The sequence below is a fragment of the Corynebacterium felinum genome (genome assembly GCF_030408755.1).
Lineage (GTDB): Bacteria > Actinomycetota > Actinomycetes > Mycobacteriales > Mycobacteriaceae > Corynebacterium > Corynebacterium felinum.
Map to the genome: position 1 here is coordinate 3,140,181 of NZ_CP047209.1, position 14,444 is coordinate 3,154,624.

At 56.5% G+C, this 14,444-nt stretch carries 12 protein-coding genes; 11 read left to right on the plus strand and 1 reads right to left on the minus strand.

The annotated features are described in order from the left end of the window. Positions 1–577 precede the first annotated feature (577 nt). The 7 genes from CFELI_RS13180 (at position 578) to dmpG (ending at position 8,703) form a co-directional block, all read left to right on the plus strand. The gene (locus CFELI_RS13180) at positions 578–1,387 is read left to right on the plus strand and encodes an Fpg/Nei family DNA glycosylase (RefSeq protein WP_277104422.1); all 810 of its coding nucleotides are present in this window, start codon (positions 578–580) and stop codon (positions 1,385–1,387) included. Between the two features lie 14 nt (positions 1,388–1,401). After that, positions 1,402–2,940, plus strand: a complete 1,539-nt coding sequence (locus CFELI_RS13185) for a bifunctional ADP-dependent NAD(P)H-hydrate dehydratase/NAD(P)H-hydrate epimerase (RefSeq protein ID WP_277104421.1) — start codon at positions 1,402–1,404, stop codon at positions 2,938–2,940. 874 nt (positions 2,941–3,814) lie between these two features. Next, positions 3,815–4,684: an alpha/beta fold hydrolase gene (locus CFELI_RS13190; protein WP_277104420.1), complete on the plus strand. Its 870-nt coding sequence runs from the start codon at positions 3,815–3,817 to the stop codon at positions 4,682–4,684. Positions 4,685–4,749: 65 nt separating this feature from the next. Continuing rightward, on the plus strand, positions 4,750–5,694 hold the full coding sequence (locus tag CFELI_RS13195; RefSeq protein WP_277104419.1) for a 3-carboxyethylcatechol 2,3-dioxygenase: 945 nt from the start codon (positions 4,750–4,752) through the stop codon (positions 5,692–5,694). 168 nt (positions 5,695–5,862) lie between these two features. Continuing rightward, the gene (locus tag CFELI_RS13200; RefSeq protein ID WP_277104418.1) at positions 5,863–6,645 is read left to right on the plus strand and encodes a 2-keto-4-pentenoate hydratase; all 783 of its coding nucleotides are present in this window, start codon (positions 5,863–5,865) and stop codon (positions 6,643–6,645) included. A 100-nt stretch (positions 6,646–6,745) separates the two neighbouring features. Next, on the plus strand, positions 6,746–7,675 hold the full coding sequence (locus CFELI_RS13205; RefSeq protein ID WP_277104417.1) for an acetaldehyde dehydrogenase (acetylating): 930 nt from the start codon (positions 6,746–6,748) through the stop codon (positions 7,673–7,675). Positions 7,676–7,692: 17 nt separating this feature from the next. Continuing rightward, positions 7,693–8,703 (plus strand): 4-hydroxy-2-oxovalerate aldolase, encoded by a 1,011-nt coding sequence (gene dmpG / locus CFELI_RS13210; RefSeq protein ID WP_425551777.1) that lies wholly within the window; start codon positions 7,693–7,695, stop codon positions 8,701–8,703. A gap of 801 nt (positions 8,704–9,504) precedes the next feature. Here the strand turns inward: dmpG and CFELI_RS13215 are convergent. Continuing rightward, the gene (locus CFELI_RS13215) at positions 9,505–10,338 is read right to left on the minus strand and encodes an IclR family transcriptional regulator (RefSeq protein WP_277104415.1); all 834 of its coding nucleotides are present in this window, start codon (positions 10,336–10,338) and stop codon (positions 9,505–9,507) included. A 601-nt stretch (positions 10,339–10,939) separates the two neighbouring features. Here CFELI_RS13215 and CFELI_RS13220 point away from each other — a divergent pair. From CFELI_RS13220 to CFELI_RS13235, 4 genes are read left to right on the plus strand one after another with little or no spacing between them, the layout of a single operon-like run. Beyond that, positions 10,940–12,307, plus strand: a complete 1,368-nt coding sequence (locus tag CFELI_RS13220; protein ID WP_277104438.1) for an aromatic ring-hydroxylating dioxygenase subunit alpha — start codon at positions 10,940–10,942, stop codon at positions 12,305–12,307. After that, complete coding sequence (locus CFELI_RS13225; protein ID WP_277104414.1) at positions 12,300–12,650, plus strand: non-heme iron oxygenase ferredoxin subunit; 351 nt, start codon at positions 12,300–12,302, stop codon at positions 12,648–12,650. The genes CFELI_RS13220 and CFELI_RS13225 overlap by 8 nt, the downstream gene beginning before the upstream one ends. Continuing rightward, positions 12,643–13,851, plus strand: a complete 1,209-nt coding sequence (locus CFELI_RS13230) for an NAD(P)/FAD-dependent oxidoreductase (RefSeq protein ID WP_277104413.1) — start codon at positions 12,643–12,645, stop codon at positions 13,849–13,851. Before CFELI_RS13225 ends, CFELI_RS13230 begins: the two co-directional genes overlap by 8 nt. 15 nt (positions 13,852–13,866) lie before the next feature. Beyond that, the gene (locus CFELI_RS13235) at positions 13,867–14,427 is read left to right on the plus strand and encodes an aromatic-ring-hydroxylating dioxygenase subunit beta (protein ID WP_277104412.1); all 561 of its coding nucleotides are present in this window, start codon (positions 13,867–13,869) and stop codon (positions 14,425–14,427) included. The last annotated feature ends 17 nt before the right edge of the window (positions 14,428–14,444 follow it).

The following is a 14,444-nucleotide window of genomic DNA, read 5'->3' on the forward strand; positions in this document are numbered from 1 at the left end:
GTCCACATCTATTCCCACCGCCCCAATGGATGCACAATTATGCCCCTTGCCCCCATTATCACTACCTAAGTACCAGGACTCAATTATGAAACTTTTTTCATAATTAGTTAAATTTTACAACCCCCTCTTGACATTAATCCTTCGGGATTAACGCACTGCACATGCGACAAAAAGTAGTTTCGATACCCCTCAATCCACACCCCCGCTGAACCCCTCGTAATACCCCTTGCACTGAATTCAGGGACAACAAAGCCGAGCGATACGCCCTCCACGCTCACCTTTCGGCCGTGTCTGCACAGAAGTGTCAAAGACCATATGACAGAACGAAACCAAATGGATGACATGAACACTAACTAGAAATTTATCTAAAATTCTCTTCTAAATTAACCCCCTACTTTCCCTAACTTTCTCTACAGCACTCTTAATAAATCACCTGCCCGATACACAGTTTCACTCAGGAAGAAGCACAGCCCACTGCCTCAAAATGACAGCCAGATCACACCTTCACCCATCCATAAACACCACAGAACCCTCAACAACTACACAACTTTCGACGCCTTGACTACACTACAACCCCATGCCCGAAGGTCACGTCATCCACAAACTCGCACACGATCTCACCAGCACTTTCGCCGGAAAGACCGTTGAAGTCACCTCACCCCAAGGCCGCTTCGCCCACGAAGCCTCCATTCTGAACAACACCACACTCATATCCGCCGAAGCCTTTGGCAAACAACTGTTCATCGAATTCGACTGTCCCATCGCCGAAAAATACATCTCAATCCACCTCGGACTCATCGGCACCTTCCGCTTCGAACCCCCCGAAGACATCTGGGGACAAATCCGACTACGCATCACAGACAACCACACCGCCGCCAACCTCCGCGGCCCCCAATGGTGCCGCCTGATCAGCGCGGACGACCTGCGCCACGCCGTCGACAAGCTCGGTGCCGACCCCCTCCGCGACGACGCCGACCCCACCACCATCAAACACAAAATCCTCAGCTCACAGCGCAGCATCGCCAGCCTGCTCATGGACCAAAAATACTTCCCCGGAGTCGGCAACATCTACCGCGCCGAAACCCTCTTCCGCCTCAACATCGCCCCCACAACACCCGGCAACGCCCTTAGCCCCGACACCTTCGACCACATCTGGGCCGACCTGCAACAGCTCATGCGCTACGGCGTCGAACACGGCCGCATCGACACCGTCCGCCCCGAACACACCCCCGAAGCCATGGGACGAAAACCCCGCAAAGACGACCACGGCGGCGAAGTCTACGTCTACCGACGCCACGGCCAACCCTGCCACATCTGCACCAGCCCCATCAGCATGACCACCTACGAATCACGCACCCTCTTCTGGTGCCCTAGCTGCCCAAACTAGCTTAAAGTGGGGGCATGTACACCGCGTATTCCATAGCCGACATCCGCGCCGCCGAAGCGCCACTCATCGCACTCGCCGAACAACACCACACCGACGGACTCATGCGCAAAGCCGCCCAGGCCGTCGCCACCCTCGCCACAACACTCAACCCACAAACTCACACCCCCATCCTGCTCCTAGTCGGGGCAGGCGGCAACGGCGGCGACGCACTCTACGCCGGCACCATCCTGCTCAACCACGGCTACACCCACATCCACGCCTACCTCAGCACACCCCCAACACCCACCAAACCCAACGCCCACCCACCCGCACTCACCGCCTTCACCAACGCCGGGGGCGAAATCATCACCGAACTTCCCCACACCGAACACTACACACTAATCATCGACGGCATCCTCGGCATCGGCGGCACAGGAAACATCAACCCCACCATCGCCACCTACACCCACACCGCCCGCACCCACGCCACCATCCTCAGCATCGACATCCCCAGCGGCATCGACCCCCACACCGGCATCACCAACACCCACCACATCCACGCCCACCACACCATCACCTTCGGCGCCGCACGCCCCGCCCACCTCATCAATACCCACAGCGGACAACTCCACATCGCCGACATCAGCACCCACAACCAACACCTAAGCACCCAACTGGCCACCTACCCCACAGTCGGCACCCACTACACCACCACCGACACCGACTTCAACCCCCACCAACTCGGCATCACCGGAATCATCCCCACCCCCACCGACCACAAATACAGCAGCGGCGTCGTCGGCATCGTCGCCGGCAGCACCCACTACCCCGGCGCGGCCATGCTCAGCGTCGAAGCCGCCATCCGCGCCACCCCCGCCATGGTCCGCTACATCGGCGACTGCACCCACCACGTCCTTGCCCGCACACCCGAAGCAGTCGCACACCCTGAAATCCCCGACACCACAACACCCACCCACGCCTGGGTCGCCGGCCCCGGCGGCTGCACCACATCACAACTTGCCACCCTCATCGAACGCGACCAACCCCTACTCTGCGACGCCGAAGCACTCCGCGCAATCAGCACCAACCCCACACTGCGCGACAGCATCGTACAACGCAACCACCCCACCATCTTCACCCCACACACAGGCGAATTCGCAGCCCTCAGCCACGCCTACGGCACACCAGCGCTTGACGACGCCGGACTTACCGCCATCCGCACACTCGCCGAAAAATCAGGAGCCACCATCATCCTCAAAGGCCGCAAAACACTCATCGCCCAACCCGACCCCACCCAACCTTTCATCACCATCGACCCCGGACACTCCTGGGGCGCCACACCAGGCAGCGGCGACGTACTCGCCGGAGTACTCGGCGCATGGATCGCACACCACAAAGCCCGCAACCTCCCCATCCTCAACGCCCTCCAGCTAGGAATCCACATCACCAACCTCGCCACCAGCATCTCCACCCGCACCCCAGCCGGAACAGCACCCACCTCCGCCACCTTCATCAACGGGGCGATTCGGGAGGCGACGGCGATGTTGTTGCACTACGAAGAAAACAACAGATAGAGCTTTGTATGAACGTGCATTCACAATTGCCTTCTACCAGCCAACACGAGAAAATACGTGCGACGTTGTAATATTTCAATGAGCTCGTGATGAGCTTTCCTCCCTGGCGGTGCCTAGTCTCGCATCCGACAGGGTTGCGGGACTACTTCCTGACCAGTAGATAGTAACGAACCTTAGTTTAAAGGGAGGAGGTGAGACGACGATGTCCAACTCTGAGCCCGCAAGGGAAAAGAGGAAGACCCGACAAGCAATTGTGCGAATTACTTCTCGGGCCTTCGAGGCGTTAGCAGCCAAGTTTCTCGTGAACTGCGTTCTCGAGATCATCGACTGGCTGTCTAACTAGTCTCACTGAGACCCCTTGTTATTTGCCAGTGACTTGGGGTCTCTCTTTTGGGTTTCGACATTAGGTAAGGAGGGTTAATGTCGGTGCCCATTCTAGTGCACGCTTAGACGAACGCAACTTTTTAGGGAGTAAATGTGACAAAGTGCATTTAGTTACACTTAGTTACATTTTCTTGTATCTCGTGGTCACACGATGATAATGACTCAGACGCACATTCTCAATTGGCTAACTGCTCGGGGGTAATAATGAATGAACGTCTACTACCTAGGGAAGTATCCCCCGTGATTCCACAAAATTCACTCCCCCATATCACCACCTAAGTCTGTTGTTCCGCTAGTTGGAACGGTTACTAGTGCTTCAGAAAGCACAAACCTACGATCAAGGTGTATTCACAGATCTACCCCTTTTTTACCTTTCACCCCTTTCACTTATTCGGCAATAAACATGCACAAGGGTGAACTGGGGAGCGGGAAAGATCATCACGCAACATACACACGCAGCCGAACTAATAAGGAATTTATAAGGAGGAATATGTCGACCCCTAAGTACACCAGTGTGTGGGATGACCTCGCGGAAGTCGAATTCAGCCAAGGCTATATCGACGCAGGCGGATACCGCACCCGCTACCTGCACGCAGGAGACAAAGACAAACCCCTCCTGCTCATGCTGCACGGCATCACCGGCCACGCCGAAGCCTACGCCCGCAACCTCGCAGCCCACGCCGAACACTTCAACGTCTACGCCATCGACTTCATCGGCCACGGATACTCCACCAAACCCAACCACCCGCTCGAAATCCCACACTACGTGGATCAAGTGCTGGCGGTTATGGATGCCCTCGGCTACGAAAAAGCCTACTTCTCCGGTGAATCCCTCGGTGGCTGGACCACCGCACGACTGGCACAACTACACCCAGAGCGCGTAGAAAAAATCGTCCTCAACACCATGGGCGGCACTATGGCCAACCCTCAAGTGATGGAACGCCTCTACACCCTTTCCATGGAAGCAGCGAAAGACCCCTCCTGGGAACGTGTCCAAGCCCGCCTCGAATGGTTAATGGCGGACCCAGCAATGGTCACACCAGACCTCATCCGCACCCGCCAACGCATCTTTGAGCAACCAGATTGGCCACAAGCCTGCGAAATGAACATGGCTCTGCAGAACCTAGAAATCCGCAAGCGCAACATGCTCTCCGACGATGACCTCAAGGCCATCCAAGCACCCGCACTCGTCCTGTGGACCACCAAAGACCCATCCGGACCAGTAGACGAAGGTCGACGCATCTCCGAACTCATCCCGAACGGGCAACTCGCCGTCATGGAAAACTGCGGCCACTGGCCACAATACGAAGACACCGACACCTTCAACAAGATCCAGCTCGACTTCCTGCTCGGACGTTAACGACGTCGACAAGCAGAATCTCACACAACACCCCCAGCACATTTCGGAAACGCTAAGGAAAGATCATGGCACAGTTTGCTCTTCTGGCTATGTCACATAGCCCACTGCTCGGGATCAACGACCCCGGCGACGAAGTCACCACCAGCCTCAACGCAGCATTCGATGAAGTACGCACCTTCGTCAACGACTTCGACCCCGACCTCATCGTCACCATCGCCCCCGACCACTACAACGGCTTCTTCTACGACCTCATGCCACCCTACTGCGTGGGCTACGAAGCACTCAGCGTAGGCGACTACGAATCCACCGAAGGCCCACTCTCAGTCCCCACCGAGATCAGCGAAGAAATGGCCCAATTCATCATCAACGAGGGCATCGATATCGCCATCTCACGGCGCATGGAAATCGACCACGGCGCAGTTCAACCCATCGAACTGCTCTACGATTCCCTCACCGCCAAACCCACCATCCCCGTCTACGTCAACGGAGTAGCCCGCCCCTTCGTCCCCATGGAGCGCGTGCGCAAAATGGGCCAAGCACTCGGCAAATACCTCGCAACTAGGGATGAAAAAATCCTCCTGATCGCCTCCGGCGGCCTCTCCCACGACCCACCAGTACCCCAGTGGGCCACCGCCACCGAAGAACAACGCGCACTGCTTCTCGCCGGACGCCACCCCACCGCAGAAGCCCGCAATGCCCGCCAAACACGGGTCATTGAAACCGCCAAATCCTTCGCCAAAGGCGAAGCAGACATCCTCGACCTCAACCCCGAATGGGACCGTACGTTCATGGACGACTGTGCTGCAGCCGACCCCACCCGCTTCGATCGCTACACCGCTGACGAAATGGACGAACAAGCAGGACACTCCTCCCACGAAGTACGCTCGTGGGTAGCCGCCTTCTCTGCACTACACGCGGCAGTAGGGGAGTACACCATCGACTACGAGTACTACAAGCCCATCCGCGAATTCATTGCAGGCTTCGGCATCATGACCGCACGGCCGAAATAAACCGAGCGAAGGCACGCGCAACTATTTGCACACCGCCTTTTCGTTCACCCCCACAAGAACAAGGGCACACATAAACCACACGTTTTTGTGCCCTTGTTCTTGCACCACCAAGTCGTGTTCTTCTTCGAGCTTCATGCTTGCTCGCCAACAGAAAGTACCCACCACACCATGAGCACTACCGACGCCTTCACCACCGTAGCGGGCGAACTCAAATCCGCCTACGGCACCCGCACACCCATTGAGCCACCCCGAAAAACCATCCCAGGGTTGGATGTGGCAGGTGCTTACCGAATCCAGCGCGTCCAAGAAGAAGCCTTCATTGCCGAGGGGCATAAAGTCACAGGACGCAAGATCGGACTGACCTCACTGGCCATGCAGCAGCAGCTCGGTGTCGATAGCCCCGACTTCGGGTTCTTTCTCGACACCATGATGTACCCAGCCGGGGCCAGCATCCCTGTTGACACCTTCATCAGCCCCAAAGTGGAACCCGAACTCGGATTCCAACTAGGTGCCGACCTGCACCCAGGTGCCAGCATCGACGATGTTGCCGCAGCGGTAAAACACACCTTCCTCGCCGTCGAAATCATCGACTCACGCGTACGGGACTGGGACATCACCTTGGTCGACACCATCGCCGACAACGCCTCCTGTGGCGCAATCATCCTCTCTACCGACCCCGTGGCTATCAACCCCAACGACCTTCCTTCAGTTACTGCCTCCATGAGCCTCAACAACCAAGAAGTAGGCAAAGGCACAGGAGCTGCAGTGATGGGTCACCCACTAGCCCCCATTGCGTGGCTGGCAACCATTCTCGGCGAGCAAGGCGTGAGTTTACAGAAGGGCGACATCATTCTCTCCGGCAGCTTCTGCGCCGCAGCACCAGTCATTGCAGGCCAAAGCCTGAGCGTCGACTACGGCGAGCTTGGCTCTTTGAGTGTCAGCTTTGTCTAAGACCCCACCAACTACCCACCTTTCATCAGTGGCTATCGCACTGCGGCGGGAGAAGCCTGCAGTGTGACAAGCACGCAACACACTATTTCAAGGACACACCATGACTTCTAAATTCACCGCGGCTGTTGTCGGCCCGGGCAATATTGGCACCGACTTGTTGATGAAGCTACTGAAGAACTCACGCAACATCGAACCTGTCTACATGATTGGTGTCGACCCTGAATCCGACGGTTTGCGCCGCGCCGAAAAAATGGGAGTAACCGCCTCAGCTGGTGGCATTGACTGGCTTTTGGAACAAGACGAACTGCCCGACTTCGTCTTCGAAGCAACCTCGGCTTATGCACACCAAGCAAACGCGCCCCGCTACCACGCAGCAGGCATTCGAGCCATCGACCTCACCCCTGCAGCAGTCGGCCCCTACCTGTGCCCTTCCGTCAACCTTGATGCATTGTCAACCGTGGACAATGTGAACATGATTACCTGCGGTGGGCAAGCGACCACCCCAATCGTGGCAGCGGTGTCACGAATTGTTGATGTGGACTACGCAGAAATCGTTGCGTCCATTGCGTCGCGCTCCGCAGGCCCTGGTACCCGCGCCAATATTGATGAGTTCATGCACACCACCGCCCGCGCCCTAGAGCAGGTAGGTGGCGCGAAACGCGCGAAAGCAATCTTGATTCTCAACCCTGTAGAACCACCAATGCTGATGCGCAACACCGTGTATTGCTCACTGCCTGCCGAAGCAGCAGAACCTGGCCCACTGCAGGACCAGATCACCCAATCTATCGAGCACATGGTGGAAACAGTGCAGTCGTATGTGCCCGGCTATCACCTCACCGCCGCCCCACAGTTCGATAGCGCACGCCCCGAGTGGAACGGCTGGGGTCGCGTCACTGTTCTCATTGAGGTCAAGGGCGCTGCGGACTACCTGCCGGAGTATGCGGGAAATCTCGACATCATCACCGCCGCAGCTGTAGCGACCGCCGATAAGTATGTTGACCTGCTGGCCACCCAACCTGTTTCTTCCTGACCGAGCACACTAGAAGGATTTTCATCATGACTACGATTCGAATCAACGACACCACGCTTCGGGATGGCTCACACGCAATCCGCCACCAGTACACCGCCGATCAAGTCCGCCGCGTTGTGCGCGCACTTGACGATGCGAATGTGGAAATGATTGAGGTCACTCACGGGGATGGGTTAGGGGGCTCGTCTTTCAACTACGGCTTTTCCCACACCAATGACCTCGACCTGATTGAGGTTGCAGTTGATGAGGCGAAGAATGCACAAATCGCCTGCCTATTGCTGCCTGGTTTGGGCACCATTGATGATTTGAAGGAAGCACATCGACGCGGTGCACGCATGGTTCGTATTGCCACACACTGCACCGAGGCTGATATTTCGATTAAGCATTTCCAGGCAGCCCGCGAACTCGGGATGGAAACAGGTGGTTTCCTCATGTTGTCGCACCGGATCAGCCCACAAGAGCTTGCGGCTCAAGCCCGAATCATGGTTGATGCTGGTTGCCAATGTGTGTTCGTGGTGGATTCGGCTGGTGCGTTAATTATGGAGCAAGCTTCGGATCGCGTGGCGGCACTGGTCGATGAGATCGGCGAGGAGGCCCAGGTGGGCTTCCATGGTCACCAGAACTTGTCTTTTGGTGTGACAAATTCTGTGCTTGCGGTTCGTGCCGGCGCCCGCCAGATTGATGGTTCGCTTGCTGGTTTGGGTGCAGGCGCAGGCAATTCCCCCACCGAGGTGTTGGCGGTCGCGTTTGAGCGTTTGGGCATTAAGCACGGGGTGAATGTGGAGAAGATTCTTGCTGCTGCTGAGGATGTGCTCAAGCCAATGGTGGATCGTCTGCCCATGATGGATCGAGGGTCGATTGTGCAAGGACAAATGGGTGTGTACAACTCATTTTTGCTGCATGCTGAGCGTGCCGCCACACGCTATGGTGTTCCTGTTGCAGATATTTTGCAGGAGATTGGTCGTCGCGGTTACGTCGGTGGTCAAGAGGACATGATTATTGATGTTGCTGTTGCTCTAGCCAGCTAACACCGTACCGGGTAGGGGCGGGTTTTGTTTGCCTTCCTCCCTTTTTGAGGGTGACACTGAAAAAGGATGAGGGAGGAGGGCTAATGAAACCCGCCCTTCGTATGGTTTGCTACCACGATGTTCTCGGAAGTGATCATGTAGGTCTGCGCACAACTGCAACGTATGCTGCGACGCCACTAAGAAGGAATAGGGCAGTAGTTGCCGGTAGGTGCGTTGTGGGCATCAGCTACACAGCCAAACCACCTTCGTTATCAGGAACTCACCTCCTAAGAACGCGCCCCATGTCAGGCGAACTAAAAGCCCGCTAGCAAGCTATGCCGCTAGCGGGCTCCCTTGCCCTTAGATGACTAGAACAGGGGGATGCCATCATCAAATAGGATTTGAGCAACTCATCCGTCTAACGTTCTTTCGGCTGTCCGCAGATTGTCGTCGCACCGAGGAAGCCACCAAGCATGACTGATGATGCTTATACGCCAGAGAAGTACCGTGAATGTGATCGGCGAAGATTCTCTTCACTTGCACTTGCGACCGCTACAATCTCCAAATCAGGATCTGTATTAAATTTGTCTAGGCGTAGGCGTTCCCGAGTAGCTTCTGAAAGTGAATCATACTTCTCACATTGAACAGTCCCCATTAGACGATGATACTTAATCAAGAATGCTGACATGGGGCTTTCACTTTCCTTTCTGAGCTATATCCGCTCGTACTTTAACTAGCTTTGCACGCCTCTCTTCGAGTATCCCATAAGCTCGGCCCCGCAAGAGGGACTACAGTGCGTATGGTCGCTGGGGAAGTGCACTGTTAAGCGGGGGTTTTCATGCTCGCTTTACGACGTTGCTCCTGAGCGCGTTGGAAATTCACTGCCGCCCGGCCCGCGGCCTTGCAGGTTCGACGAAGCGCAGGGATATGCAGTTCTGGGTTGAAACTCAGTGTCGGGCCACTGACGCTCATCGCGGCAATAGGAGTGTTGTTGCGGCCGAAAATCGGTGCTGCCACGCAGGACAAGCCCTCGGTGATTTCTTCCCGATCGTAGGCAACGCCGTCGATACGCACCTGAGCTAATTCCTCCCGAAATTGTTCCGGATCAGTAATTGTGTGCTCAGTCCACGGGCTTAAACCCGCTTTAATCACCGATTCGGTACGCTCATAGTCCCAGGCAAGAATAGCCTTTCCTACGCCTGTGCAATACGCGGGGGCGCTACCCCCGATACGCGAAGGGGCAGGAATGCGCTTGATAGAAAACAACTTATTCACATACACCACCTGATTTCCTTGAAGGAAAGCAAGATGTACCGTTTGGCGAGTCTGCTCGAAAAGCGCGGCTAAGTAAGGGGTGAGTACTTCACCCACCACTTCCTTTTTCAAAGATCCGATAGTGTTGGTCAGCTCAAAACACAACGGCCCTAAGCGATACACATCCCCGGCGCGCTCGACAGCCCCGTTGGCAACGAGGGTTGCTAGTAATCGATGGCAGGTTGTTTTGGACATTCCTGCACGCCGTGCCAGTTCACTCACCCCAATCCCGTTGGCGTCGTGCTCACCGAAACAGCGCAGAAGGCTAAAGGCTTTATCCACCGCGCTGCGGCTATCGGTTGTCTTGGCAGGTGCAAGGTCGGGGGCTTTCTCGATGACCATCAGGCTTAAGTTCCTTTCGTTTCTCGTTGTGTTTCACCTCTAGGCTGCTTGTGGGTGTTCACTCAGGCAGTGAATCCGTCGGGAGCGTGCGCGGTGAAAGGTAGGGGGAGTGAGGGGGGGTTGGGTGCACTGGGCTAAACGATGCACTAAGGGGGGATGTGGTGTGCGCGGAGGGACGCAAGAAAGTACGTAGTGCCGCCTCCTCAAGTCACCACTGTTGGTGTTTGTTAACCTCCATTCTCAGATCTGAAGCAAAAATTGTGTTGTGCTTATCTGTGAGATTCTGCTGAGGAGTGGAGCGGGAGACGAAATTTTTCTTCGTTCCCACACCTTTCCAGGGGAGGGGGTGGGGGAGTTGGATAGGGGTCTTTGGCATTAAATTAACCCCAACCCACCCCCATATTTTCTCTTTCGTTCCATTGTGCGGAACGTTATTAGTTCCATCTGAAGGAGTGACGGCACAGTAGAAAACAACAAAATGTGAGTCAGCATACACAAGGGGTGTTTCCTCCGTTTAGACCCTGCACTTCTTGTGGCATCCATTTTTGTCGTATCCCCCACACACCCAAGGAGAGTTTTCGTGTTTACGCCAAACAATCCCATGCCTAGGGGTGGGCTGAAACGGCCCCCCAGCCTCGACGCTAACTTAGATGTCAGTGGCATGGTTGACCCCGACGGGGGTCTGATCGATCGTCGCATTTTCTCCGACACTGCAGTGTACCGCCAAGAAATGCGCCGCATTTTCGCCCGCAGCTGGCTTTTCATCGCCCACGAAGACCAGTTCAAAAAGCCTGGCGATTTCTTCCAAACCTATATGGGTGAAGACCCAGTCATCGCAGTTCTGAACAAGAAGCGCGAAATCCGCGTGCTGCTCAACAACTGTCGCCACCGCGGTGCCCGTGTCTGCCGCGCGGATATGGGTTCAACCAAGAACTTCACCTGCACCTACCACGGATGGTCTTTCGACCTCGACGGCAACCTAGCCAACGTGCCTGCCCAAGAGGCCTACGGCGATAGCTTCAACCCCAAGGATTGGGGCTTGGTTGCAGCACCCCGCGTCGAAAGCTACAAGGGCCTTATCTTCGCGAACTGGGATGAGCACGCCGAACCACTCGAAGAAACTCTCGGCGACATGCGCTGGTACATCGACGCATTCATGGACCGCGACCCCGAAGGCACCTGCGTGGTCGGAGGTGTGACCAAGTGGGTGCTCGATGGTAACTGGAAACTCGCCGCAGAACAGTTCGCCACCGACTGGTACCACGTCAACATGTCCCACGCCTCCGCACTAATGGTGATGTCACCCACCGGCAAGGGACCAAAGAAAGAAATCGCCATGCGCACCGGTCGCCAGTATTCCGACGAATACGGCAACGGCGCCGGCTTCCCTGTGCACCCACGCAACCGCTTCGACGCCCAGCCAGTACACGAATACTACGACTACGACTTCCTGCGCGAGCGCCTCTCGCCCGAACAGGTGATGGGCCCACTGACCAACGGGCATGCCACCGTTTTCCCGAACTTCTCCTACCTGCCAGTCAACGGTTCCATCCGCGTGTGGCACCCCAAGGGCCCCAACAAGATGGAGGTATGGAGCTGGACAGTTTTGGATAAGTCCATGCCCGAAGACGTACGCCACGCCCAGCGTCTCTACAACCTGCGCACCTTCGGACCTTCCGGCATCTTCGAGCAGGATGACGGCGAAAACTGGTCGGAATGCCAAGCAAACGCGCACGCATTCATGGTTGGCAACACCGCACTGAACTACCAGATGGGACTCGGGGACTACCGCGAAGAACCCGGCTTCCCAGGTATGACCTCCGGCCTCTACTCCGACGCCGCCGGTCGAGCTGTCTATCGGCGCTGGCGTGAACTCATGGGAACCCCTGCGTGGCACGAGCTGCGCGAGTCAGCCGACACCATCGATTCCTGCCACACCGCAAGCGAGAAAGGACACTGCCATGGGTGAGCCTGTAAAAGTGGGCACCATCGACGACATCGAACAGGAAGAAGGCATCGTCGTCGAATCCGACGTCACTGGATACGACGACCCCATTGCTATCTTCCGCACCGATGAAGACGAAATCTACGCCCTGAACGATACGTGCACGCACGGCGACGCCTCGCTGGCTGACGGATGGGTCGAAGGCACCGAAGTTGAATGCCCCATGCATTCCGGCAAATTCTGCCTGAAGTCAGGAAAAGTACTCTGCATGCCCGCAGTCGACGACACCATCACTCACAAGGTAGAAGTCCGCGACGACGAAATTTGGCTCTACCCAGGAACCCCCGCGGAGGTTGACGATGACTAATACACTCATCATTGGTGGCGGCATCGCCGGCTTTACCCTCGCTAAAGAACTCCGCGCACTCGGCCACAGCGGAAACATCGGAATTATCGACCCCGAAGGTCTGCCCTACGATCGACCACCCTTGAGCAAAGAAATCCTCAACGGTGCGAAAACCCCCGAGCAGCTCCTGCTGGCCACAGAAGAGTTCTACCGCAACAACTCCATCGACATCATCGAGCAGCGCGCACGCCGTATCGACGTCGACAGCAACACCGTTGCACTCGACAACGGCGAAACACTCAGCTACGACAACCTCGTCATCGCCACCGGCGGAATCCCTCGGCAACTACCCACACCAGGATTCGACGACCCCAACCTCATCGTTTTGCGCACCCTCAATGATGCCCACACCCTGAAAAACGCCCTCACCCCTGGGACACGGCTTACCATCATCGGTGCAGGCCTGATCGGTGCGGAAGTCGCCTCCTCCGCCAAAGAGCTCGGCGCACAGGTCACACTCATCGACCCCCAAGCCGTCTCACTGATCCCTGCCGTCGGCGAAGACCTCGCCCACCGGCTGCACAACCTCCACGGTGCCAACGACGTGACTTTCATCTGCGGAATGACCACCGCGATCACCCGCAACGGTGACCACTACACCATCACCATCGATGGCCACGACCCAGTCAAAGCCGACTATGTCCTCCTCGCGGTAGGAATCGTCGCCGAATCCGAACTCGCCCACAGCGCCGGACTGGACTTCGACAACGGCATCCTCGTCGACCACAGCCAGCGCACCACCCAACCCAACATCTGGGCAATCGGCGACTGCGCCCGACACCGCAACCCTAACGGCAGCCTCGAACGCCGCCACGAACACTGGGAATCCGCCATCTTCGACGCGCAAACCGCCGCCGCCTCCATCACCGGAAGCGATCTCCCCCAGCACGGTTGCTCCTGGTTCTGGACTGACCGCTACAACGTTCACGTCGAAGGCGCAGGCGATATGAGCGCGCCGGGTACTACGGTTATTCGCCCCAATGCTGAGGGTGAGCCTGAAGTGGCCTTCCGCTTGGCTGAGGACGGACGCATGGTTGGGTGCGCCGCAGTTGATGCGGGCATGGCTGTGCGTGTGGCTCGCCGGATTATTGATCGCGGAATCATCGTCGATCCCCAACAGCTTGCTGACCCAGGGGTCAATCTCAAGAAACTAGCCCGATGAAAGGAGTGAAAGATCATGACTGACTATTTACGTCGTGAAGACATTCAGGTTGGCCAGCGCGTCAGCCTGGAAAAATACTACGAAATTCAAAACCTTTACTACGACGAGGCTGATCTTTTAGACGAGGGCCGCTACGTTGACTGGTTGGAGCTTTTCGACGACGACCTCTACTACTGGTCGCCGACCCGCACCAACCGTTTGCGCCGCCAGCAAGCACTCGCAATCGCCGGCCCCGACGAAGCCGCCTTCTACGACGAGACTAAAGACTCGCTGGCATGGCGTATTCGCCGATTCGATTCCGGTATGGCGTGGGCTGAAGATCCTCCTTCACGTACCCGCCATTTGATCACCAACCTTTCTGCCCGCCACGCAGTCGACGGCGACGGCAACGAGGTACTGGAAGTGCGCACGAATTTCCTAGTGTGGCGTACTCGCCTGGAGCATGAGCGCGATATCTACGCGGGGACTCGAACTGATTTACTGCGTGAAACTGCGGATGGTTACAAGATTTTCGACCGTAGGATCCTGCTCGATATCAATGTTTTGCCTTCGAAGAACATCTCAACCTTCTTCTAAGCAATGAATTTTTGAGG

Bases quoted from the DNA above. Each gene is read 5' to 3' on its own strand.
- CFELI_RS13195 (WP_277104419.1), top strand. From the start codon at position 4,750: ATGGCACAGTTTGCTCTTCTGGCTATGTCACATAGCCCACTGCTCGGG.
- CFELI_RS13190 (WP_277104420.1), top strand. From the start codon at position 3,815: ATGTCGACCCCTAAGTACACCAGTGTGTGGGATGACCTCGCGGAAGTC.
- CFELI_RS13215 (WP_277104415.1), bottom strand. From the start codon at position 10,338: ATGGTCATCGAGAAAGCCCCCGACCTTGCACCTGCCAAGACAACCGAT.
- CFELI_RS13180 (WP_277104422.1), top strand. From the start codon at position 578: ATGCCCGAAGGTCACGTCATCCACAAACTCGCACACGATCTCACCAGC.
- CFELI_RS13230 (WP_277104413.1), top strand. From the start codon at position 12,643: ATGACTAATACACTCATCATTGGTGGCGGCATCGCCGGCTTTACCCTC.
- CFELI_RS13185 (WP_277104421.1), top strand. From the start codon at position 1,402: ATGTACACCGCGTATTCCATAGCCGACATCCGCGCCGCCGAAGCGCCA.
- CFELI_RS13200 (WP_277104418.1), top strand. From the start codon at position 5,863: ATGAGCACTACCGACGCCTTCACCACCGTAGCGGGCGAACTCAAATCC.
- CFELI_RS13205 (WP_277104417.1), top strand. From the start codon at position 6,746: ATGACTTCTAAATTCACCGCGGCTGTTGTCGGCCCGGGCAATATTGGC.
- CFELI_RS13225 (WP_277104414.1), top strand. From the start codon at position 12,300: ATGGGTGAGCCTGTAAAAGTGGGCACCATCGACGACATCGAACAGGAA.
- CFELI_RS13220 (WP_277104438.1), top strand. From the start codon at position 10,940: ATGCCTAGGGGTGGGCTGAAACGGCCCCCCAGCCTCGACGCTAACTTA.
- CFELI_RS13235 (WP_277104412.1), top strand. From the start codon at position 13,867: ATGACTGACTATTTACGTCGTGAAGACATTCAGGTTGGCCAGCGCGTC.